Source organism: Prosthecobacter sp., assembly GCF_044222345.1.
Taxonomy (GTDB): domain Bacteria; phylum Verrucomicrobiota; class Verrucomicrobiia; order Verrucomicrobiales; family Verrucomicrobiaceae; genus Prosthecobacter.
Genome location: NZ_JBGANL010000060.1, coordinates 1 through 21,135, shown reverse-complemented (window position 1 = coordinate 21,135; position 21,135 = coordinate 1). Strand labels below are relative to the sequence as shown.

The following is a 21,135-nucleotide window of genomic DNA, read 5'->3' as shown; positions in this document are numbered from 1 at the left end:
GATCTTTTCTGACCCGGGTTTAAACAACGAATCATTGAGCCGTTTAATGGTGGTAGTGGCGTGGAGGGATCAGGATGATCCCTCTCCTGCGGGGTGCCTGGGGGATGAATCCAGGAAAGGGGAAGCGTGCGGCGACGGCGCGCTCCCACGATTTCGCGGTTCCTGCGCGCCGCCTTGGAGAAAAAGAGCCGCGCCTGAAGGCTGGCTGGATTTGCGGGGGCGGTTCATTTCCAATCTGTTGCGAAAGGGTGGGCGACGGCGGCAGCGCGGACCGCGTGCGGGCAGGTCACAAATGCCTTGCTCACGCGGCACGCGGGTGGTGAAATCCCCGGCATGTCTTTTCTCCCAATGGTACTTTCTGGTAGGGTACTTCGGGCGATGTGCGGCGTGGCGTTCATGCTCTGCCTCACGCAGGGGCCTGCGGCGGCGCAAGAGTTCTTTCCCTCGCCTGGAGGGGAGAGCCCCGGGCCGCTGCCGTGGCAGGAGCGCGGGCTGCGCGCCGCGCTGGCAGATGCCTCGCCGGAGGTCCGCTGGCATGCGGTGCTGCACATCATCTCCGAAGGCTGGGCGCGCACCTTTCTCACGGAGAAGGACCTGGAGCCGCTGCTGCACAGCGCGGATGAACAACTCAAAAAACGAGGGGAGCAGGTGCTGGAGCAGCTGAAGGACAGGCCCGCATCCGGCGGCGACTCTTCCACAGGGAAGGGGGCTGGTCCCTACAAGCCTCAAGACACGGAGCCCCTAAAGCAGGCGCCGGAGAAGATCGCCCCGGAACGGGTGAAGGAGCTGCTGGCCCAGCTTCATGATCCCAGCTCCTCCGTGCGCGAGGATGCGGTGAAGGCGCTGGGCCGCGCCCTCACAATGGCCACGCCGGAGATGAGCAGCGCCCTCGTCCCGCTGCTGCAGGATCCCAGCCTCCGCGTGGTCTGCAGCGCCGTCCAAGACCTGCGGGGCATGGGCCGGGAGGATGCCGCCTGCCGCCAGGCGCTGCTGCACCTGCTCAAGGCCTACAAGCCGCTGCCGGAGGAGCGCGACTTTTTAGAGAGCCTGAGCTCCATCAGCCTGGATGATATCTTCTACTTTATGACGGCGGCGGATGTGGCGTCATCGCCCGAATTCATCGCCCAGATCGTGCGCCAGCTCAAAGACCCGGCATTCTTCGTCCATTCAGAATACACCCGCTCGGCGGTGTCCGGCTTTGTGCAGGACATGGGGCCGCAAAGGAGCTGCTGAAGAAGATGGATGAGCTGTTGAAGGCGGATGCCGTCAGAGATTCGCAAGCCACCTCGGCGAAGGCGCGTGATGAGGTGCAGAGCGTGCTGGTGCGTGGGAAGGCGAAGAGGTGAGGGGATGATGAAACGGGAAGGGGCTGTGCAGGCGCTGTCCGCATTTTTGAAAATATCTCTCAAAAATGAAGCCGTTGAGGGTGTTGTTTTTTTCATCCTGAACCTGTTATGGCATCATCTGGTGGGCGAATCAGGTGCTGTGTGCGGAATGGAAGGCGGGGTGAATCAGCATCGCTTCATTTCTCTTTCTCGGAATGACCTATGCGGTAGCTGGGATAATGAGTGGGGTCAAAGCACCGCACAAAGACTGTCAGGCTGTCATACTGCGGATGCTGGCCCGAAAGGCTCATGAGAAGCTCGTCAAAGAGCGCGCCTTCAGTGGCCAGGCTGGAGGGGGATAGGGCCATTTCAGCGCAGGGTCTTTTCATCACGTCCGCCAGGTTTTCGGCGGCGGAGGGAGGGACGATCATCCTGAGCATCACGCCCTTGCTGGAAAAACGCTTTTCCTCCAGATGCTTGAAGAAGGCGCCCACGCTCATTTTGAGGGTGCCTGGCTCCAGCGGAGCTTTGCCCAGGTCTGAAAGCGCGGTTTCAGACGGCAGTTCGCCGCCGTTCTTCGGCTTGAAGATGCTGCATCCAGTGCAGCACAAAAGAGCCGTCAGCACCAGAAGATGGCAGGCGCGGATTAGCGCGCACATGGAACCGCCATGGAGCAGGTTATAAGAACGGAATGGGGACGACCGGGAGCGGCGGCGGAAGTGGCCCGCCGGGAATGCGATATTTGGTTTTGTCATCGAAATAGTAATGCTGGTTCAGCAGCGGGAAGATTCGCATCATTCGGGCTCGTTCAAGCAGCAGTTGGTTTTGGATTCTCATTGCGCGGAACTCCTTGCCCATGTTGCCCGTTTCTGGATAAGCGGTCGCATCGGAAGGGTGCGACACCTTGATGAATGGATCTTCGGTGCCAAACAGCATTTCTCCGAGATGCTGAAATTCGTGACCCAGTGTCGCCGGATCAATGTCCCTTCGCACACGGAAGACTCCATTGTGGTCGATGTAGCTTTTTCCTGACAGCGCCAGGCCAATATGAATTTTATCTGCCACAGAAGCCAGTTTTGCGATCATCAGCCGTCCTGTCGGCAGCCTGTTCAAGCCTTGAAGGGATTCCACAACCTTTGGAAAATCCGCGAATTTTTCACTGAGAATAGTCAAAGGGTCTCTGGTGTCCTTGGTGTTTCCGGTGACTGAAGGCGGTGCGGGCCGGACGATCTGCGCGAATGTCTGCGTTGCTTTGGGACTTGATGGAGCCTCCCGTGTGGTGCGGGTGTCGGCCACATTTTGGAAGAAGCCGCCTGCCTGATGCTGCCCGTTCTCGGCGCTGCCGGGACGATACACCAGATCATGGTATTCAGGTTTGTCCGCCAGTACTGGAAGCTGGCCTGTGCCCTGGGCTCGGAAGCCCGGAGGCAGGCGCTTTTCAAAGATGCGGCCTTGGGGCAGGGTGGGGGCTTCTCTGGTGGGAGAGTCCGGGGAGGGAGAGTGGAAGGAGTCGCGGAGGTCTTGCGGAGAGGGGGAGAAGCCGCTGCTGTGGGTGCTGGAGGTGCTGCGGTCTTCGGGAGGCGCGTCGTCGAAGCCGGAGCTACGGGTGGTGTTTTCCCAGGGTTTGGGGGCGAGGGCGTGTGCGTTCTCAGGGTGATCCTGCGGGGGCAGGCCTTGGGCGGTGATGCGAGGCATGTACCAAGGCCTGTCGTCAGCGTGGTCTTGCGTGGCGGTGTCGTCCTCGGGGGCGTGGTCGGAGTCTGCCTCTGGCGGGGGGGCATAATCCTGCGCCTCTGACATGGGAGATCTGGAAGTGGAGGGGGTGGCGGAGCCTGGAGGGACCGGGACGATTCCTCCACGTGGGCTGTCTGCTTGGAGCGTGCTGGTGGAAGGCGCAGGATTGTCACGCACCGGCGGGTGGCTGAAGGCGCGTACCATGCCGGCGCGGGGCGGGGGCTGCTGCATGACTTCCTCGTCCTCTTCTTCTCCCTCCAGGTGTTGACTCACTACGTTCGCCCTACGGTACGGGCTGCCTATGGCAGTCTGTTTGCCTTCGGCTATTTGCCTCCGGCGGTCTTCGACCCACTGCGCTCCGGTTCGCTGCGCTCGGCTCAGGACGGCGGACACGGGTTTCAGGAAGATGGGAGGTGGAAAAAATGAAGGCCATGAGGGAAGCCTTGGGCCGTGATCTGGAGATGCAAGGCCAAAATACCGGGATGTGGTATTGTATAATTAAATGCGGTATTTAGAGAGATGGCTTTGGGTGTGCGGAGCGGTGGGTGTGGCGGAGCGGGGAGGGATCAGGATGATCCCTCTCCTGCCGGAGGCACGGGGTGGCTTGGGAGGAGCGGGACCATCCTGGTCCCGTACGCTTCGTACGCGCCCTCCGCTTCGCGCTGACAAAACGCGGATTGGTTCTGCGCTCACGCGGCGGTATTCGCCTGCGCGCTGTTACTTCACATCGTCCACCAGCGCGGTCTGCACCTGCTTGAGTGCGGTGGCGCAGTCTGGCGCGGTGTCTGTGGCGAAATGGGTGGAGAGGGTACGCAGGACTTTGCGGGTGGGCTCATCCAGCGGGCGCGTTTTCAAAGAAGTGGTGAGGAGCTGGCTCGTGCGCCGGGCCATGGCGTGGCGCAGCGCGGTGTGCGCGGCATCGGAGCCGGTGCTGTGCGGCCAGAAGCGGGAGATGAGGGAGAGCACCTCCTGCGGTGGTGTGTCTCCCGGCGGCGGGTCGGTGTCCGTGTGCCCCAGCCAGCGCACGGCCTGAAGGTGTTCGGGTGTGCGGCCCAGCCAGAGGTAGAGGTAAAAGCGCTCCTCGGAATCGGGGCCTGTTTCATAGGTTTTGGCGAGCAGGTCTGCCACCTGTGTGTCTGTGATGGGATGGAAACCGGAAACACCGAGCGTGCGGCGGATGGCGAGGCGCAGTGCGTAGTCCATGCGTGGCCCGGGTGTGTTGAGCAGGGCGAGCAGGCGCTGCTGTGTCTGGGGCGGGAGTTTGCCGCCCATGCGTGCGAGGGCGAGGGCGGCGTCCCAGCGCGTTTGGTAGGGGCCAGCCCCGTGCTGGATCACGCCGAGCAGGGCTGTCTGCGCCTCCGCTGGCATCTTCGGTCCCAGATTGCCAAGGGCGGGTACGGCGACCTCGATGGAGAACTCGTCTGCGGTGTTCACGTCGTCTGCGTCCGGGCTGGCGGCTGGGGCGGGCGGAGCGGGTGCAGGAGCAGTGCTGGTGGAGGGCGGCGTGGTTTCTGGAGCAAAGGGATCGAGACCTGTGGAAGGTGGCGGAGCAGGAGTAGTGGGCGGAGCGGTGCTGGAGGCTGGCGGGGTGCCAGGAGAGGGCGTGGTGATTTCACCAAAGGGATCGGGCCCTGTGAAAGGAAGCGGGGCGGGCTCGGTCTTCGGGGGGGAAGGCGGGTTGGTGTTCCTTTGGAGGATGCCCACCAGCACGGGCGCAACCTCCGGCGGCATGTGCGCGCCCAGCGCCTGCATGCCCAGCAGAGCGTGGTAGCGCAGGGTGGGCTTCTGCTTCGGGTCCTGCACGATGGCGAGCAGAGCCTGCCTGGCCTCCGGACTGGCGTCTGCTCCCAGGCACCCAAGGGTGTGCGCGGCCTGCCGGCGTGTCTCGAGGCGGGCTTTCTCATCCTGCAGGCAGGCCAGCAGAGTCTGCTGCACCTCCGGCGGCAGCTCGCCACGCCTGGCGAGCGGCTGCAGCACATGCCAGGCGAGGCTCTCCCGCGCGGCGTTGCTGAGGGTCGGGCCCAAAAACTCGTCGAGGACGGTGTGCAGAAAGTCCGGGCTGGCATGCGCGCCTGCGTGTTCCAGGATGCTTAATTCGGCTCCCAGGCGGGAGCGTTCCATCATGGCGCTGAAATAGGGATGCGGCTGAGGCTGCGCCTGCGGGGTGCGTGCGGCCTTGAGAAAGCGCTCCAGCAGCCTCTGCTGCAGGGCGGGTGGCATCCCGGGGCCTGCCTGCTGCAGCGACTCCACCACGTGCTGGTGAAATACGAAGTGGGAGTTTGTGGTATCCTCGTCAGCGGTCGGCGGCGGCTGCTCGTCATACACGGACAGAAGGGCCTGCTGCACCTCCGGGGGCATCTGCGGCCCCAGCTGCGCCAGGGCGGCGGGTGTTGTGTAGCGCAGGTTGCTGTCACTGTGGGGATCGCGCAGCACGGAGAGGAGGAACTGCTGCGCCTGCGCTGGCATCTGCGGCCCGAGGCGGCCCATGGCCTCTGCGGCGGTGCTGCGCAGCAGGGAGTCCGCGCGGGGGTCCAGCAGCGTGCTGAGCATGAGCTCCCGCACCTGGGGCGGCATGTGCGGGCCCAGGCGTGCCAGCGCGTCTGCCGCGTAGCCATTGGCTCCCCCGGCCGCAAGCGGGTGCTGCATGAGCGAGAGCAGTGCCTGCTGCGTGGCGGGAGTCATGAAGCTGCCCAGCTCCCCCAAGGCTTTGCAGGCATCCATGCGCTGCTCCAAGTCGATGCCCGCACTCTGGATGAAGGCCGCCATTTCCAGCTGCACCTCGGGGATCATGCCAGCGCCCAGGCCTCCCAGAGCCAGCGTGGCCGCACGCCGCGCGGAGAACTCCGCACCCTTGTCATTCTGCAGGCGTGCCAGCGCGCGCTGTACCTCCGGCGGCATCTGCGCGCCCAACTGCACGGCAGCCCTGGCGGCCAGCCCGCGCACTTCCTGGTTGGAGTGTGCCAGCCACTGCCGCCACTGCGCGGTGGGGATGTGAAGCTGGGCCACCCACTGCTTCCGCGTGCAGTAGTCCAGCGCGTGATATTGCACCCCAGAGTCAGGATCCTTCAGCGCCGCCTCGATGCCCGCGCGCTGCCATGCCGCTGGCTTTGCCTCCGGCGGCATCCGGGGCATGGGCGGGGAGGCCGGTGCGGCGGGCGGCATGCAGAGCAGCACAGCAAGCGAGAGGGCTGAATGGCGCAGCGCGCAGCATGCAGGGGCGAAGGTGTGATGCATAGGCTGAATGTTGATGAGCCGACGCTGTTCTGGCAAACTTAAAAATGGAGAGTGCTCCCCGTGCGCATTCTCACCGCCATGACGTGCGCAGGGGGCTGCGCCGCCTGCGTTTCGGGAGCGAGCCCCGGCTTCTAACCGGATAGTCCGAGGCTGCTCAGTTGCCTCCCAAATGATCAAACCGCCATTGGATCAAGTGATCCAGTGTGACGTTGTTTCCCAGCAGTTCGAGAACACGAGCGAAGTCGTAATGGCCATATTTTGTGCCAATTGGGAGTGGTCGTGGAGTGTTGGTCTCGTGCCCGCTGGCTTCTCGAAGGGCGGTTTGTTTTTTCCAAAACATGTCTGCGATTATCTTGGGGTCGCTGACCGGGTGGGCTTCAAGTTCCGCTTTGATTTCCGCGGCCGTTAGTTCTGCGGTGACGATGTTGGCGGCGCGCACCGCTTCATTTTCTTTGTAGTCCGCAGGATGGCTCAGGTCATCCTCCTCAGCCCGTACCTTCACTACTTTGTTAAGTTCGGCCCTTCCTGCGCGGATGGCATTGTTTATCTCGCCTTCGGACAGGGCATCTGTGCCTGCCTTGGCCATTTTGTCTTTTTTCGCGGCTTCCAAATGCCAGCCCTGAATGGCATGGGAGACTTCATGAGACAACGTTCCGCTTTTGAGGTTTGTCGGACTGATGTGGATGATGATGGTGCCATCAGGGCCGATCTCGGACCATGCTTCCTGTTCTTTTTGATCCTTCCTTTTGGGATCATGGGGTATCATTTGGATGATGACCTGTTTTCCCGACAGCTCGACGGCACGCTTGAGCAATGCTGCAGCCATGGGAGAGCCCGCCAGTTCTGCACGCATGACGGAACGAACGGTGTCGCCAAATTTTCGGCCTCTGGCATCCACAGATGCTTCATCTCCCGGATTTATCTTGAGTGGTACGGGCACTTCCTTGGTTGCGCCTGGTGTCGTGGGCTGAGGTGATGAAGGGGCGGCTTTCGCGGGGGGGGAGGAGGGACTCTGTGTGGCTCCTGGAGCCGGTGATGCCGCCCCGTGCGGTCCGGGCATGCTGCCCGTGGTGGAAGGAGCGGGGCTGCGCCCTTTCGGCAGCGGGGCAGCCACGGGTTGGGCGGGGGCTGCAAGGTTGCTTCTGGAATCTTCCGGCCTGCCTGTTTGAGTCTGCCGTGGGCTGTGTGTGGCGGCCGCATTCTGGAAGAAGCCGCCGCGCTGATCTTGCGCATCCTCCGGGCCGCCCCCGGTTCGATGAACAAGGTCATCATGATACGCAGCCTTGTCTGCCAGGCTTTGAAGCGGCTCTGATCTTGCGTGAATGTCCCACGGCTCATGGGGCGATCCGGCGCCTTGATCGCGCGGGGCGCTTCGTCCTTCTGGGGGCGTGGCGTCAAAGCCGGTGTCATGCCTGGGATTCTCCCACGGCCGGGCTGCTGCGATAGGTGCGGAGCGTGAGCCAGGCGCGTCCACATCCTCATCGTGATCCTGCGGGGGCAGGTCTTGGGCGGTGATGCGGGGCATGTGCCAGGGGCTGTCGTCCTCGTATTCATGAGCGCGGGCTTTGTCATCGTGGTCGGAGTCCAGCCTGGGGGCATGATCTGCAACTGCCTCGGGATCGACGTACGGACGTGGGCGGCCGACGGGGGTGGCGGGGCGTGTGGAGAGCGGGCCTGAGGTGTCCGCCAGGGGGCGAGGTGCTGGCAGGTGGCTGAAGGCGCGCACCATGCCTGCGCGGGGCGGGGGCTGCTGCATGCGTGTTGATTCACTGCGTTCACCCTTCGGGCTGCCTGCGGCAGTCTGTTTGCCTTCGGCTATCTGCGCTGCGCTGCGGTTCGCTGCGCTCGGCTCATCATCCTCCTCTTCTTCGAGGTGGTCAGGGCGGTGGGTGCGGGTTTCAGGAAGGTGGGAGGTGGAGAAAATGAAGGCCATGGGGAAAGTCTTCGGCCGTGATTTGGGAATGCAAGAATAAATACCACGATAGGGTATTCTATGACTCTATGTGGTAAAGTTGGAGTGCTGGAGTGCTGGAGCGTGGAGGGATCAGGATGATCCCTCTCCTGCCGGAGGCGCCGGGTGGTTTGGATGGGGTGGGACCATCCTGAGGGTGTCACCTGACTGCGGCTGCTTTTTTGGGGACGGCCATGTCCGGCTCCTTTTTGAGCTGGTCAAAAAAATCAGGCGCTTTCAGCAGCTTCAGGTTTTCGAGCGCGGGCTTGAGTTCAGGCACGGCCTTTGCCAGCTCCTCCTGCGTGCGGGCTTTGAAGAAGGTGGTTTCATCGACCAGCCACCAGGGCGTGTCTCGGGTCTTGTACCATTTCTCGCGCTCCTCAAACGTCATGTCTGGCCTTGGCGGCGGCTCGCAGCCTGTCAGCAGCAGCTTCATGCCGGTCTTGAGCCTGACCCGGCAGCCTGACTCGATCTCCTGAACGAGCTCCGCCCGCACCTCATCGCCGATGGCGTTGGCCACCTCCGGCTCCTCTCCGGGCACCGCCCTGACGAGATCCAGGCGGTAGCTGCGCTTTCCGTCAAAGGTGGGAAAGCGGTATTGAAACAGGGCCTCGTCATCAAACACATACAGCACCTCGATGTCATCGTCCGAGGTCTTATGATGACGCTGAAACTCATAGGGCGTGAGGCAGAGCGCCGCAGCCGCGCTCAGCAGCAGGGCCAGCAGCCCCAGGCTACCTGGGTGGCGGCGGAGAGGAAGGCTTTGGCGGGTAGGTTCCCACATCGGTGATGATTTGTGCGGTGGATTGATCCGAGCTCTGGCTGAATGTAATGGGATCTGAGGTGACTGCAAATCCTGTTCCGGGGACGCGTGACATGAGAAGGGTCTTGAGCTGACCGGACTGGGTTCTTCCCTGATACAGGCCGTTACTCACGCCGTTGACCATGTCATTGATGGCTCTTTCCGCCTCTTTGTCCACGATGTCGAAGTCATAGGTGTCATTGACTGTGAAAGCACCCGACACCTCCCACTTGGTGACCCAGTTTCCATTCTTGTCTTTTTCGAGGTGGCTTGTGACCTTCATGTCAACCTGGGCGGTGAAATTGCCGAGAGTTGCGCTGGTGCCCGCTATCGCGGGGACATTGGCTTTGAAGGTCCAAACTTTGGGGGTGGTTCCGGTGGTGTTCTCCTTCAAGGCCTTCTGGAATTCTGCGGACCGGGTGAAGTTCAGGCCGATGTTGGAGTCATAAACTTCCTGATGGGTCAGCTTGTATTGTTTTTTCGGAGCCCCGTTGAGGTAGTTGTCGAGAAGGCCGCTCTGGATGTTTTTGGAGAAACCAGCTTCGCTGGACACCATTTTCTTCAGGCCCGGTATCCCCTGGGTAAGAAGGGTGTACTGGACTTTGAGATCGATCAGGTTTCTTGCCTGTGCCAGCCTTTGGTCTTCAGGAACAGATTTGAGAGCGTTCCGCGCCATGCCTGCCTGTGACTGCGGGGCGGGCGCCTTGGGTGGCGAGGGAGGCGGAGGCGGCGCGGCAAAAGTGTTTTGCCCTGCCTTCTGTGCGGGCTGCGCCGCAGGTCTGGCGCTCTGCGCAAATGTCTGCGGTACCCGGGGGCCGGATGGCGCCTGCCGTGTGGCGCGGGTGCCGGATGTATTCTGGAAGAATTCTTCGCGTCGATCCTGCTCATCGTCCGGGCTGCTTCTGGGGCGATACACCAGATAGTGGTATTCGTTTTTGTCCGCCGGGGATTGAGACTGGCGGCGCTCAAAGAGCTGGCCCGGGGGCTGGAAGGGGAGGGCGTTTTTGGGGGAGTCTTCCCCGATGGGGGAGTGAAAGCCGGTGTAAAGATCCTGCGGGGAAGGGGGGGCACCGCCGCTGCGGTAGAGGTCGGGGGCAGGATGTTCGCCCTCCTCCTGAGCTCGCAAGTTCTCATCGTGAGCCTGCGGCGGCTGGTCTTGGACGGTGATGAGGGGCCTGTGCCAGGGGGTGTCGTCCTTGTAGCCGGCATCCGCCTCGGCGGCATGGTCTGTGTCGCGATCTTCATCCGTCTTGATGTCTGCCTCGGGATCGACATACGGGCGCGGGCGGCCGACGGGAGTGGCTGGGCGTGTGGAAAGCGGGCCTGAGGTGTCCGCCAGGGGGCGTGGTGCTGGCAGATGGCTGAAGGCACGTACGCCGCCGGCGCGGGGCGGGGGCTGCTGCATGTTTTCATCATCTTCCTCCTCCACCTCTTCCAGGTGGTCAGGGCGGCGGGTGCGGGGTTCAGGAAGGTGCGAGGTGGAGAAAATGAAGGCCATGGGGGAAGTCCTGGGCCGTGATTTGGAGATGCAAGACAAAATACCACGAAAGGGTATAAAGAGAAAGAATGTGGTTTGATCTGAGGATTTGGATGTGTGGAGCGGTGGTGGCGTGGCGGAGGGTGGAGGGATCAGGATGATCCCTCTCCTGCGGGTGGCGCCGGGTGATCTGGAAGGAGTGGGACCATCCTGGTCCCACACGCTCCGCTCTTGCCCTCCGCTCCGCGCTGACAAAACGCGGCCTGGTTCTCCGCTCACGCGGCGGTATTCGCCAGCGCGCTGTTACTTCACATCCTCCACCAGAGCTGCCTGCACCTGCTTCAATGCGGCGGCGCAGTCGGGGGCGGAATCTGTGGCGAACTGGGTGGCGAGGGTGCGAAGGACTTTGCGGGTGGACTCTTCCAGCGGGCGCGTTTTCAAAGATGTGGTGAGGATCTGGCTGGCGCGGCGGGCCATGGCGTGGCGCTGCGCGGTGTGCGCGGCATCGGTGCCGGTGCTGTGCGGCCAGAAGCGGGAGATGAGGCTCAGCACCTCCTGCGGCGGTGTGTCTCCCAGCGGCGGGTCGGTGTCCGTATGCCCCAGCCAGCGCACGGCCTGGAGGTGTGCAGGGGTGCGGCCCAGCCAGAGGTAGAAGTAAAAGCGCTGCTGGGCATCGGGCTCTCCCTCATAGGTTTTGGCGAGGAGGTCCGCGACTTGTGCGTCGGTGACGGGATGGAGGCCGGAAACACCGAGCGTGCGGCGGATGGCGAGGCGCAGCGCGTAGTCCATGTCCGGCCCGGGTGTATTGAGCAGGGCGAGCAGGCGCTGCTGCGTCTGCGCTGAGAGTTTGTCGCCCATCTGAGCGAGGGCGTAGGCGGCGTCCCAGGGCGTCTGGCGGGTGCCGCCGTTGTGCTGGATGACGCCGAGCAAAGCCGCCTGCGCCTCGGGCGTCAGTTGTTCGCCCAGATTTCCGAGTGCGGGCACGGCGAACTCCACGAGGCCCAACTCGTAGCGGAAGGGCGGAGGGGCGGCTGAGTCCTCGGCGTGGACTGCCTGGATCATGCGCACGAGTGTGGGCGCGGCCTCCGGCGGCATGTGGCTGCCGAGTGCCACCATGGCCTCCAGCGCGTAAAAGCGCAGGGTTGAGTCCGGGGACGGGTCTTGCAGCAGCGTGAGCAGCGTCTGTTTTGCCTCCGGGCTGGCACCGGCACCCAGGCGGCCCAGTGTCAGCGCAGCGAGTCCGCGCAGCTCTGGCAGGACGCGCGCATCCTGCGCCGTGGCCAGCAGCGTGCGCTGGATCTCCGGCGGCAGCGCGCCATCGCTGGCAAGCGGCTCAAAGAAATTCTCCGCGATGGCCTGTCGTGACTTATCTCTGGCGGCCGGGTTCAAAAACTCGGCCAGGACTTTCTTCATCACCGGGGGGCTCACATGGGTGCCTGCTCCGGCCAGAATGAGCAGCTCTGCCCCCAGGAATCCACGCTGCATCATGGAGTCAAAATCATCCTTTGCCGTCGCGGGCGGCTGCGGTGTGTGTGCCGCCTTGAGAAAGCGCTCCAGCAGCCCCTGCTGCAGGGCGGGTGGCATCCCGGGGCCTGCCAGCTTCAGCGCATCTGCGATGGAGTCATGAAACAGGATGTGGTCTTTTCTGGCATCTTCACCGGCCTGCGCGGGCGGCTGGGCATCATACGCGGCCAGCAGAGCCTGCGGCACCTCCGGCGGCATGCCCGGCCCCAGCATGGCCAGGGCTGGGACGGCGCTGAGATAGAGGGGATGGCTGGCGGTGGGATCCCGCAGTGCCGTGCGCAGCAGCTCCAGCGCCTGGGGTGGCATCTGCGGCCCCAGGCGACCCATGGCCACCGCTGCGCTTTGCCGCAGCGAGAGGCTGGCATGCGTGTCCAGCAGCAGGCCCAGCAGCGCCTCCCGTGCCTGTGGCGGCATGCTGGTGCCCAGGCCTGCCACTGCTTCCGCCGCATGGAAGGCTGCCTCAGCAGGGGCCTGCGGGTTCTTCAGGAGGGAGAGCAGCGCCTTCAGCGTGGCGGGAGTCATGGCAGACCCGAGCCCGCCGAGGATGCGGCTGGCGGCCATCCTCTGCTCCAAAGTGGTATGTGGCTGATCGAGAAGAGCCGCCATCTCCAGCTGCACCTCGGGGATCATGCTGCCGCCCACGTGTGCGAGCGCCTCTGTGGCGGCGCCTCGTGCGGAGATCTCCGCACCCGTGTCATCCTGCAGGCGTGCCAGGGCGCGCTGCACCTCCGGCGGCATCTGCGCGCCCAGTTGCGTGGCAGCCCTGGCTGCCAGCTCCCGCGCCTCCTGGTTGGGGTGCGCCAGCCATAGCAGCCACTGCGCGGCGGGGAAGTGAAGCTGCTCCACCCACTCCTTCCCCCTGCAGTAGTCCAGCGCGTGGTACTGCACCCATAGGTCTGGATCCTTCAGCGCCGCCTCGATGCCCGCGAGCTGCCATGCCGCTGGCTTTGCCTCCGGCGGCATCTGCGGTCTGGATTCAGATGCCTGCGCGGCGAAGCCGCAGAGCAGCATGGCGGCAGCCAGGCTCAGACGGTGTCCGAATCGTGATCCAAGAGCCTTTGAGATGGCTGAGTGCCGCATGCCGCAGGCTGAACCCACCTCAAATGATTTGCAACAGTGAACGGTGACGAAACAGGAGAGGGGGATCAAACGAATCTGAAGAGCGCATTCATCGGGGTCTCTTCGCGGGCTGGGATGCTGGTGCGGGTGGCATGTAAAATGTTTGATAAGGGGGCTGGTCCATGGAGTTCCTCACCTTCTTCAGCATTTCCGGCGTGACTCCATTTCCCAATGTGTTTGCCACGTGGGTAAAATCATGATTGCCGTACCTTGTGAGCATGGGAATGGCATGCGTGTTTCTGAAATGTTTGCCTTCCTCCAGCTTCCGCGCTTCCAGCCAGAAAGCTCTGGCGATTTCCTCCGGGGTGACGTTGGTTCTGCCCTTGAACTGTTCTTTGATTTTGGCGGCTGTTCGTTCCGCCGTCACAATGTTGGACACGCGAACGGCTTCGTTTTCCGTGTAGTCGTCCCCGGAATCTCCACGATATGCCACCTTGATGATTTGGTTCAGCGCCTCGCTGGCTTTCTTCCGTGCCCGCTCAAAGGGGGTGGGTTGTTTGGGGTCAGGGTGGGCAGGGGCTTCTTCGCTGGCTTTTTTATACTCATTTTTAAATGCAACCCGCTGAATCACATGGGACAGCTCGTGCCCGAAGGTTGCGCCAGACAGTTCTTGCAGATTGATTTGAATGGTCACGGTGCCGTCATCGCCGATGCTCATGGTTGCCTCGCCGTTTGCCGTTTTTGGAACGATTCGGATCTTGTTGGGAAGACTCCTGACTGCTTTCATGATTGCAGCGGTCGTGGGAGACTCCTCGATTTCTTTGTTCAGGGCATCCTGCACAGCTTGCGCAAAGGGGGATTTTTGATCGTCGTGGATTGAGATGTTTGATCTTTGATCTGGGTCTCCCGAGCCGGGGGCGGATGCATTGGCAGCAACGGCACCATTTGCCGTGCCCGGTGGTGGTTTCGAAGCAGGACTGACATTCTGCGCGAATGTTTGCGGTGCTTTGGGACGTGCCGGAGCCTCCCGTGCGGTTCGGGTGTCCGCCACATTCTGGAGGAAGACGTCGGCTTGATGCGGCTCATGCTCCACGCTGCCGGGGCGGTAAACCAGATCATGGTATTCAGGATTGCCAGCGAGGCTTTGGAACTGGCCTGAGCTCTGGCCGAGGAGGCCGGGAGGCAGGCGCTTTTCAAAGATGCGGCCTCGGAGCATGGCGGGGCTGTTGTCCTGTGCGGGTACTTCTCCGGCGGGTGAGTGAAAGAATTCGCGGAGGTCTTGCGGAGAGGGGGAGAAGCCGCTGCTGCGGGTGGTGGATGCGCTGCGTTCAGCAGAATGCGTGTCGTCGAAGCTGGAGTCGCGGACGGGGCGGTTCAGGTGGGGGCCAGTCTCATCCTCATCACGGCCCTGCGGAGGCCGGTCTTGGGCGGCGATGCGGGGCATGTGCCAGGGGGTGTCGTTCTCGTATTCATGAGCGTGGTTGCCGGATTCGTGGTCGGAATCCGCCTCTGGGGCATGGTCTGTGTCGAGACCTTCATCGGTCTCGACGTCTGCCCCGGGATCGACATGCGGTCGTGGGCGGCCGACGGGAGTAGCTGGGCGTGTGGAGAGCGGGCCTGAGGTGTCCGCGAGAGGGCGTGGCTCTGGCTGGTGGCTGAAGGCGCGCACCATGCCGGCGCGGGGCGGGGGCTGCTGCATGTTTTCATCATCTTCCTCCTCCACCTCTTCCAGGTGGTCAGGGCGGCGGGTGCGGGTTTCAGGAAGGTGGGAGGTGGAGAAAATGAAGGCCATGGGGGAAGTCTTGGGCCCAGATTTGGGAATGCAATAAAAAAGATACCACGAGAGGGTATAAGATGAAAGAATGTGCTTGCTGGGCGGCTTTCGGTGTGAGGAGCGGTGGTGGCGGGCGGAGCGTGGAGGGATCAGGATGATCCCTCTCCTGCCGGAGGCGCCGGGTGGATTGGAAGGAGTGGGACCATCCTGGTCCCATGCGCTGCGCACACACCCTCCGCTCTGCGCTGACAAAACGCGGCCTGGTTCCTTGCTCACGCGGCGGTATTCGCCAGCGCGCGTTTACTTCACATCCTCCCCCAGAGCGGCCTGCACCTGCTTGAGTGCGGTGGAGCAGTCTGGCGCGGTGTCTGTGGCAAGCTGGGTGGAAAGGGTGCGCAGGACTTTGCGGGTGGGCTCGTCCAGCGGGCGCGTTTTCAAAGAAGTGGTGAGGACTTGGCTCGTGCGCCGGGCCATGGCGTGGCGCAGCGCGGTGTGCGCGGCATCGGCACCCGCGCTGTGCGGCCAGAAGCGGGAGATGAAATCACGCCCTGGTGCGTGTTGGGATGCCTCAGGCAGCCATTTGTCAGTCAATGTGTTGGATCGATTGATTTGCCAAAGCCAAATGCCTGGCATCTTTTCTTCAGCGCCGCGGAGCGGAAGGCCGTGCTGAGCATGCTGCTCACCCTCTGGCCGCACAGCGCCTCCTATCCAGCCCTGCGCATTGAGATGGCCGGGCGCAGCGCGCAGGTGGTGCAGGGCATCAGCGCTGTGCCTGATGAAGCTGTGACTGGATTGCTGAAAAGGATCGGCGAACAATTGAAGGCGGATGCCATCAAAGAAAGCCGGGCTGCATCTGCCACTGCGCGCAACGCCGTGAAGCATGCGCTGGCGCCTGGGGAGGGATGAGGGGCTCGCAAACAACAGCTCTCTTCGCCTTCAAGCGCCACGAGCAGTCATCTGCTTAAATTTTGCATCCAATGGCTCATTTATATTTCGGCGAGACATGGATCTGAATCACCGACTCATAAAAGGGGGTGGATTGAGACCGCGCCACCTGGCTCTCCTTGTAGGTCATGGCGCACTCGATCCAGACGATCCTGTCCTGATGAAGGTACGCCGCCCTCAGGTGCAGGTCAAAACTGACGTGTGACTCCTCCAGCGTCCGCACAGAGACCGGCACATCCATGATGGGCAAGTAGGCTTCATTTTCTGAGCGGGATGGCGGCACCAGAGTCTGCAGCACTTCCTGGTAGCTTCGCGCTTCTGCAAGCTTCTCCAGCGTGGGGGGCAGAAATGGGCACAACGGATAGTAGGTATCATCAGCGGTCTTGAGCGCCGCATAATCGTCCGCCACGTCTATCTTCTTGAACGGCACTTGGTTCCAGGCATCTTCATCCAGTGAAATCGCCACCTCCTTGTTGCCCACAGAGTCTTCCTTGTGGATGAGATCACCCAGGCCCTTCAAATCATAGAGCCTTAAGAAAGGCAGAATCTGCGCGCCGGTGTACACAGTCGGCCCGGGGGCCTGCCCCAGGAGGCAGGCAGTCGTCATAAGGAGATATGCAGGGAAGAGCTGGAGATAATTTTTCATAGGTTTCTTCCAAAGGCTTACGGGTCTGTCGGCACCGGCACATTCACGGGATGCGTTTGAATCTTGCCATCCAGGCCCAGGCTGGTAAACCAGTCCGGAGTTGGTTCATACCATTCTTTGCCTGATCCGCCATCGTATTTACGTATGTTGGCCGACAAGTGCAGTGCGTTGTAGGTCTCCGCCATCGTTTTGAACGCGGTGTTGCAGTTGAGCCAGAAAATCTGCTCCATGTTCTTCACCTTTCGCTTTGCCTCCTCCTCGGTGGCATAAGGCTTGGTCTTGATCTTGAACACATTTTCCCCGTAGTATTTGGAGATGCGCCGTCCAACGGACTGATAGACCATCACGTGGGCATTTTCGTGCGCCGTCACATCGGCCACCGTCTTGGCGGTGATATCTGCCGTATCTGCACCCGGTTTGCCCGAGGTCCATCGGAGCTGCTGCCTGGCGATGTAGCAGGTGTATGCGTTGGTATGAATGCGCGGGATGCACACAGACCCAACGTACTTGCCGTTGGCGTCCTTTTCGGTCTTCGGCGTCATATCGACCTTGTCACGACTGCTGCTGGGCCGGGTGGTGCCAAGCCCACTGCCTTCTGCGGCCAGAGCTAAAACCCGCTCGGCCGTTCTTGAATGATCTACGGCAGGAGCCCCGATGTCATACAGGTCGCCCTTGCTGCCGCAGCCTTCCGGGCTGCTGCTGGAGGTCTTGACCTCTGAGTTATTTCTTGGTGATGCCCCCCGTCCCTCATCCCTCTTTTCTGGGGCTTGTCCCTGATAGGGGCTGACGGGCTGGCCAAGCGCTGCGGGGTTGTTGCCGTTTGCCGGCGGAGTGGACCCACGCACTGGCTGCTGCTGCGCTGCAGGGGTTTGTTGCGATTCTTGGAGGCGTTGTTGTGGCGGCGGTCCGCTGGCAGCCTTTCCCATCTGCTGCCTCAAAAACGCCTCTGGAGCGCTGCGTTGTTCAAAGATGAGGCCTCCCGGCAGGGCGGGGCTGTTGTTTTGAGCGGGGGCTTGCCGGACAGGGGAGTCAGGGGCGGGAGAGTGGAAGTCGTCGCGGAGGTCTTGCGGGGTGGGGGAGTAGCCGCTGCTGCGGGTGGTGGATGTGCTGCGATCTGCGGGAGGCGCGTCGTCGAAGCCGGAGCTGCGGGTGGTGTTTTCCCAGGATTTGGGGGAGGGGGCGTGTGCGTCCTCAGGGTGATCCTGCGGGGGCAGGTCTTGGGCGGTGATGCGGGGCATGTACCAAGGCCTGTCGTCTGCGCGGTCTTGCGGGGCGGTGTCGTCCTCGGGGGCGTGGTCAGAGTCTGCCTCTGGCGGAGGGGCATAGTCCTGCGCCTCTGACATGGGAGATCTGGAAGTGGAGGGCGTGGCGGAGCGTGGAGGGAGCGGGCCGATCTCTCTGCGTGTGCTGTCTTCTCGGAGCGGGCCGGTGGAAGGCGCAGGATTGTCACGCACCGGCAGGTGGCTGAAGGCGCGGACGCCGCCGGCGCGGGGCGGGGCGGTGGCTGCTGCATGCTGCCCTCGTCGTCGTCCTCCTCTTCTTCAAGGTGATCAGGGCGGCGGACACGGGATTCAGGAAGGTGGGAGGTGGAGAAAATGAAGGCCATGGGGGGAAGTCCTGGGCCGTGATTTGGGAATGCAAAAAAAGATACCGCGATGTGGTATTAAATGATGAGATCGGGCTTTACGGGTGATGGCTTTGGATGGCGCAGCGGTGGCTGTGGCGGAGCGTGGAGGGATCAGGATGATCCCTCTCCTGGCGGCTTTAGGGGTGGCGGTGATGAAATTCAGGGGAAGGGGAAGGGTGCGGGGGGATGTCAGGCATTATGTGCAAATCAGTTGTGCCAGATTGTTGAAGTGCAATGAGCTGAATGAGTAACTCGCAGGCAGCGTTTTGGCGCATAGTGGCGCACGGGGTTCCCCCCAGGGACGGCGGCTTCGACCGCTGGCCCACACGCCCTTGCGGATGGCATGGCGCACCTATTTTTTCACCGCGCTGTCGTTCTGAGGGGGCTGGGGTTTGCCATCAATCGCGGGGAGTGCCAGGCGAGCAGTCTGATTGAGGAGCGTGGTGTTTGCTCTTCCTCCTGGGCCGGAGCTGAGGGTGAAGAGGTCATGCGTGGATTCAAAGAGAATCAGACCCTCACTGAGCAGCGCCACGCGGCCCAGCTTCTTTCCCTGCACGTCCGTCCAGAAAAGATGCAGGCTGGAGCTGAGGATGGGGCTGTCGTCATTCCCTTCGGTGATGCCGCGGTAGTCCGGCTTTTCACTGAGGAGGATCTGCTTGAGCGCCAGCAGCGCGGGGGCATCCGCTGCGGTGGAGTCCACATCGTGGGTGGTGTCAGTCTCCACGTCCGTGTACCAGCCTTTCATCCGGCAGGCGGCGGCCTTGGCAAAGAGGCCTTGCACCAGATCCTGGTAGCCGGGTTGCGCCGCGTTTTTAAAGTAGTGGGGCAGCGCGAAGCGGGCCGCACGGGTGAGGAGGGTGATGTTGCGCCGGCCGCAGTACTCGCTGGTGGTGCAGAAGACCTCATGCGCGGGCTCAAACTCCAGCCTGTCTTCATTGAGCAGGGAGGCGCCGCCCAGCTCCCTGCCTTGCGCATCCTTCCAGGTGAAGTGCAGGCGGGAGGGGGCTGTGATGTGGATGGCATCCCCTTCGGTGCGGCCGTCATAGCAGGGTTTTTCAAAGAGAAAGATCTCCTGCAAGGCCTGAAGCGCGGGGGCGTCTGAGGCCGTGAAGTTCACGTCATAAGGCAGGCTCACACCCGCCGGTGCATAGCTGCCCTGGATGCTGCACGAGGCGGCCTTTGAAAAGAGGGCCTGCACCATCGCGTGGCAGTCCGCCCCTGGCGGCGGAAACTGCCCGGGATCCACCAGGCGTGTGATGCCCAGAAACAGGGTGAGATCGGTGCCGCTGACACCATGGTCGTTGGTTGTGAAGAGGCTGCCGCCCTCCAGGCGGATCGTCTCCCTGTCAGCCAGTTCCGCATGGCCCACCGGGGCGCCCTGCGCATCCAGCCAGGTGAACTGGTAGCGGCAGTGGTTTTCAAAGAGCCTCTCGTGAGGCCTGGCTTCGCGGAGATAAAGAGCCTTGGTGTGCAGCAGGATCCGTTTCAGCTCCTGCAGCGCGGCTGCATCTGGCGTGGTGTAATTGATCTCGGGATTCTCCTGCCGGAAGTTGTGGTAGCCGGTGATTTTGCATGCGGCCGCCCGGGCAAAAAATCCGCTGACGATGCGGCGGTAGCTCGGGGTGCCGGCGGGGGCGGCGGTGGCCATGCGATTGGCAAAGTGCGCCGCCTGCCTGAGGAAGGCGAGGTTCTTCTCCCCGGGGGTGGGGCTGAGGGTGAAGAGCAGGCTGCCATTGATCAGGAGCTGGTCCCCCTCCAGCAGCGCAGCGCGGCCCACCTCCTTTTGCTCCACGTTTTTCCAGACGAACTCCAGCCTGCTGGAGGCATGCTCTCCGAGCAGGGGCGGGAGCTCGCGGCCGAGGTAGCGCGGCTGCTCCGCGAGAAACATCTCCTTGAGCTTCTGCCGGGAAGGCTCGCTCGTCAGGATGCGGTCGAGCTCATAGACGATGCCGTCCACCCGATGGCCGGTGATCCTGCAGGTGTCCGCCTCCTTGAAAAGAGACTCTACCACGGCATGGTAGTCTGGCGGAGGCCCGTCATCGGCAGCGGGCGCGGGCGGGGCGGGTGTCAGCATCAGGGGCATGAGCCATGCGAGGAGAGAAGAGCGGAGGACGTGCTTCATGGTCGGAGCACCGCTGGGCGCGCAGTGCATGGAGAAAGTGCGGCGGCAGCGGAAGGGAGTCAAGGTGGGGATGTTTCATGCTTTTTCTCAGGGCCCTTTTCCTGGAATCCATTCCTCGTGCGTGTGATCTGCCTGCCAGTCGTTACACCGGGGCGTTGACTGTGAGTCCGCAGTCTGACATTGACATCGTAGGCATGGATGGTGGGAGCGCGTCTGGCGTCGGCAGCATAGTACAAGGCGTCCAGGAACAACGGGCCGTCGTCATCGGCCATGCGTTTTTTTACGGGTCCTGTTTCATCCCATGCTTCTTTTCCTGTCTCGCAGCCCATGAGGACGATGTCACCCCCGGGCTTGATGCAAGATGTGATGGTCTTCCATGCCGAAGAGCCGGGGGTTAATTTGTTCTTAACCCGCTTTCCTGTTTTAAGGTCGCTGGTACTGCCAAAATCCTGGCTGCCTGAACTGCCGTGATCAAAAATCATGATTCGATCAATCCCTTTGCTTGGGTCTTGTTTTGGGCCCTGGCCTTCCAGACTCCTTTGAATCGCTTGCAGATGCTTTTCCCAGTCACGCAGCGAGATGTTGATCGCCCAATAGGGGTTGCTTGCGTAATACTGGGCCGCCTGAAGAAATGCGGCTGCATCTGCGACGTTTTTTCCGCTGACAGCCTTGTTCGTTTCATCGTGGCCATCGTAAAGGCAGACGGTTTTGGGCCTTCCATCTCGGTCAAACCCAAGGCCTCCTCTGATGCCCAGCTGTCCTACAGGCTTTCTTTCGGCGCTTCGCTAAACAGGATGGGTAAACGCTGAAGGGATATTGAGGTTGAGGTCTCCAGCCATCCAATAGCAGATGGCTTTGAGATTGTTGAAGTTGCGGAAGCCGCGGGCTCGGCGGCGTGCGGTTTGGATGATGCCG

At 62.3% G+C, this 21,135-nt stretch carries 16 protein-coding genes; 3 read left to right on the top strand and 13 right to left on the bottom strand.

The features are described from left to right. Positions 1 to 333: 333 nt before the first annotated feature. Positions 334 to 1,233 carry a HEAT repeat domain-containing protein gene (locus ACILSL_RS22790; protein WP_395734372.1) on the top strand — a complete coding sequence of 300 codons (900 nt, stop codon included), beginning with the start codon at positions 334 to 336 and terminating at the stop codon, positions 1,231 to 1,233. 289 nt (positions 1,234 to 1,522) lie between these two features. Here ACILSL_RS22790 and ACILSL_RS22785 read toward each other — a convergent pair whose 3' ends face one another. From ACILSL_RS22785 to ACILSL_RS22745, 9 genes are all read right to left on the bottom strand, one after another. Beyond that, a complete protein-coding gene (locus tag ACILSL_RS22785; protein WP_395734371.1) occupies positions 1,523 to 1,984 on the bottom strand; it encodes a hypothetical protein in 462 nt (153 codons plus the stop codon). 19 nt (positions 1,985 to 2,003) lie between these two features. Beyond that, positions 2,004 to 3,332, bottom strand: coding sequence for a hypothetical protein (locus ACILSL_RS22780; protein WP_395734370.1), 1,329 nt, complete (start codon positions 3,330 to 3,332; stop codon positions 2,004 to 2,006). 444 nt (positions 3,333 to 3,776) lie between these two features. Beyond that, complete coding sequence (locus ACILSL_RS22775) at positions 3,777 to 6,293, bottom strand: HEAT repeat domain-containing protein (RefSeq protein ID WP_395734369.1); 2,517 nt, start codon at positions 6,291 to 6,293, stop codon at positions 3,777 to 3,779. 154 nt (positions 6,294 to 6,447) lie between these two features. Then, positions 6,448 to 8,226, bottom strand: a complete 1,779-nt coding sequence (locus ACILSL_RS22770; RefSeq protein WP_395734368.1) for a hypothetical protein — start codon at positions 8,224 to 8,226, stop codon at positions 6,448 to 6,450. Positions 8,227 to 8,404: 178 nt separating this feature from the next. Next, positions 8,405 to 9,028 (bottom strand): hypothetical protein, encoded by a 624-nt coding sequence (locus ACILSL_RS22765; protein ID WP_395734367.1) that lies wholly within the window; start codon positions 9,026 to 9,028, stop codon positions 8,405 to 8,407. Beyond that, on the bottom strand, positions 8,979 to 10,544 hold the full coding sequence (locus ACILSL_RS22760; RefSeq protein ID WP_395734366.1) for a hypothetical protein: 1,566 nt from the start codon (positions 10,542 to 10,544) through the stop codon (positions 8,979 to 8,981). The genes ACILSL_RS22765 and ACILSL_RS22760 overlap by 50 nt, the downstream gene beginning before the upstream one ends. Before the next feature lie 282 nt (positions 10,545 to 10,826). After that, positions 10,827 to 13,058, bottom strand: coding sequence for a HEAT repeat domain-containing protein (locus ACILSL_RS22755; RefSeq protein WP_395734365.1), 2,232 nt, complete (start codon positions 13,056 to 13,058; stop codon positions 10,827 to 10,829). Between the two features lie 157 nt (positions 13,059 to 13,215). Further along, positions 13,216 to 14,898 (bottom strand): hypothetical protein, encoded by a 1,683-nt coding sequence (locus tag ACILSL_RS22750; protein WP_395734364.1) that lies wholly within the window; start codon positions 14,896 to 14,898, stop codon positions 13,216 to 13,218. Positions 14,899 to 15,180: 282 nt separating this feature from the next. After that, positions 15,181 to 15,471 carry a hypothetical protein gene (locus ACILSL_RS22745; protein ID WP_395734363.1) on the bottom strand — a complete coding sequence of 97 codons (291 nt, stop codon included), beginning with the start codon at positions 15,469 to 15,471 and terminating at the stop codon, positions 15,181 to 15,183. 18 nt (positions 15,472 to 15,489) lie between these two features. On the opposite strand from ACILSL_RS22745, the gene ACILSL_RS22740 reads away from it, so the two are divergent. Further along, positions 15,490 to 15,786, top strand: coding sequence for a hypothetical protein (locus ACILSL_RS22740; protein ID WP_395734362.1), 297 nt, complete (start codon positions 15,490 to 15,492; stop codon positions 15,784 to 15,786). Between the two features lie 76 nt (positions 15,787 to 15,862). Here ACILSL_RS22740 and ACILSL_RS22735 read toward each other — a convergent pair whose 3' ends face one another. From ACILSL_RS22735 to ACILSL_RS22720, 4 genes are all read right to left on the bottom strand, one after another. After that, complete coding sequence (locus ACILSL_RS22735; protein ID WP_395734361.1) at positions 15,863 to 16,432, bottom strand: hypothetical protein; 570 nt, start codon at positions 16,430 to 16,432, stop codon at positions 15,863 to 15,865. Between the two features lie 56 nt (positions 16,433 to 16,488). Further along, positions 16,489 to 17,814: a hypothetical protein gene (locus ACILSL_RS22730; RefSeq protein WP_395734360.1), complete on the bottom strand. Its 1,326-nt coding sequence runs from the start codon at positions 17,812 to 17,814 to the stop codon at positions 16,489 to 16,491. A 636-nt stretch (positions 17,815 to 18,450) separates the two neighbouring features. Further along, on the bottom strand, positions 18,451 to 20,220 hold the full coding sequence (locus tag ACILSL_RS22725) for a hypothetical protein (protein WP_395734359.1): 1,770 nt from the start codon (positions 20,218 to 20,220) through the stop codon (positions 18,451 to 18,453). Positions 20,221 to 20,279: 59 nt separating this feature from the next. Next, the gene (locus ACILSL_RS22720) at positions 20,280 to 20,702 is read right to left on the bottom strand and encodes a hypothetical protein (RefSeq protein ID WP_395734358.1); all 423 of its coding nucleotides are present in this window, start codon (positions 20,700 to 20,702) and stop codon (positions 20,280 to 20,282) included. Between ACILSL_RS22720 and ACILSL_RS22715 the strand changes: the two genes are divergently transcribed. Continuing rightward, positions 20,688 to 21,029, top strand: a complete 342-nt coding sequence (locus ACILSL_RS22715) for a hypothetical protein (RefSeq protein WP_395734357.1) — start codon at positions 20,688 to 20,690, stop codon at positions 21,027 to 21,029. The two genes, ACILSL_RS22720 and ACILSL_RS22715, sit on opposite strands and share 15 nt — an antisense overlap. The last annotated feature ends 106 nt before the right edge of the window (positions 21,030 to 21,135 follow it).

Bases quoted from the DNA above. Each gene is read 5' to 3' on its own strand.
- ACILSL_RS22750 (WP_395734364.1), bottom strand. From the start codon at position 14,898: ATGGCCTTCATTTTCTCCACCTCCCACCTTCCTGAAACCCGCACCCGC.
- ACILSL_RS22725 (WP_395734359.1), bottom strand. From the start codon at position 20,220: ATGAAGCACGTCCTCCGCTCTTCTCTCCTCGCATGGCTCATGCCCCTG.
- ACILSL_RS22765 (WP_395734367.1), bottom strand. From the start codon at position 9,028: ATGTGGGAACCTACCCGCCAAAGCCTTCCTCTCCGCCGCCACCCAGGT.
- ACILSL_RS22790 (WP_395734372.1), top strand. From the start codon at position 334: ATGTCTTTTCTCCCAATGGTACTTTCTGGTAGGGTACTTCGGGCGATG.
- ACILSL_RS22730 (WP_395734360.1), bottom strand. From the start codon at position 17,814: ATGTCAGAGGCGCAGGACTATGCCCCTCCGCCAGAGGCAGACTCTGAC.
- ACILSL_RS22775 (WP_395734369.1), bottom strand. From the start codon at position 6,293: ATGCATCACACCTTCGCCCCTGCATGCTGCGCGCTGCGCCATTCAGCC.
- ACILSL_RS22755 (WP_395734365.1), bottom strand. From the start codon at position 13,058: ATGCTGCTCTGCGGCTTCGCCGCGCAGGCATCTGAATCCAGACCGCAG.
- ACILSL_RS22785 (WP_395734371.1), bottom strand. From the start codon at position 1,984: ATGTGCGCGCTAATCCGCGCCTGCCATCTTCTGGTGCTGACGGCTCTT.
- ACILSL_RS22735 (WP_395734361.1), bottom strand. From the start codon at position 16,432: ATGACGACTGCCTGCCTCCTGGGGCAGGCCCCCGGGCCGACTGTGTAC.
- ACILSL_RS22770 (WP_395734368.1), bottom strand. From the start codon at position 8,226: ATGGCCTTCATTTTCTCCACCTCCCACCTTCCTGAAACCCGCACCCAC.
- ACILSL_RS22720 (WP_395734358.1), bottom strand. From the start codon at position 20,702: ATGATTTTTGATCACGGCAGTTCAGGCAGCCAGGATTTTGGCAGTACC.
- ACILSL_RS22760 (WP_395734366.1), bottom strand. From the start codon at position 10,544: ATGGCCTTCATTTTCTCCACCTCGCACCTTCCTGAACCCCGCACCCGC.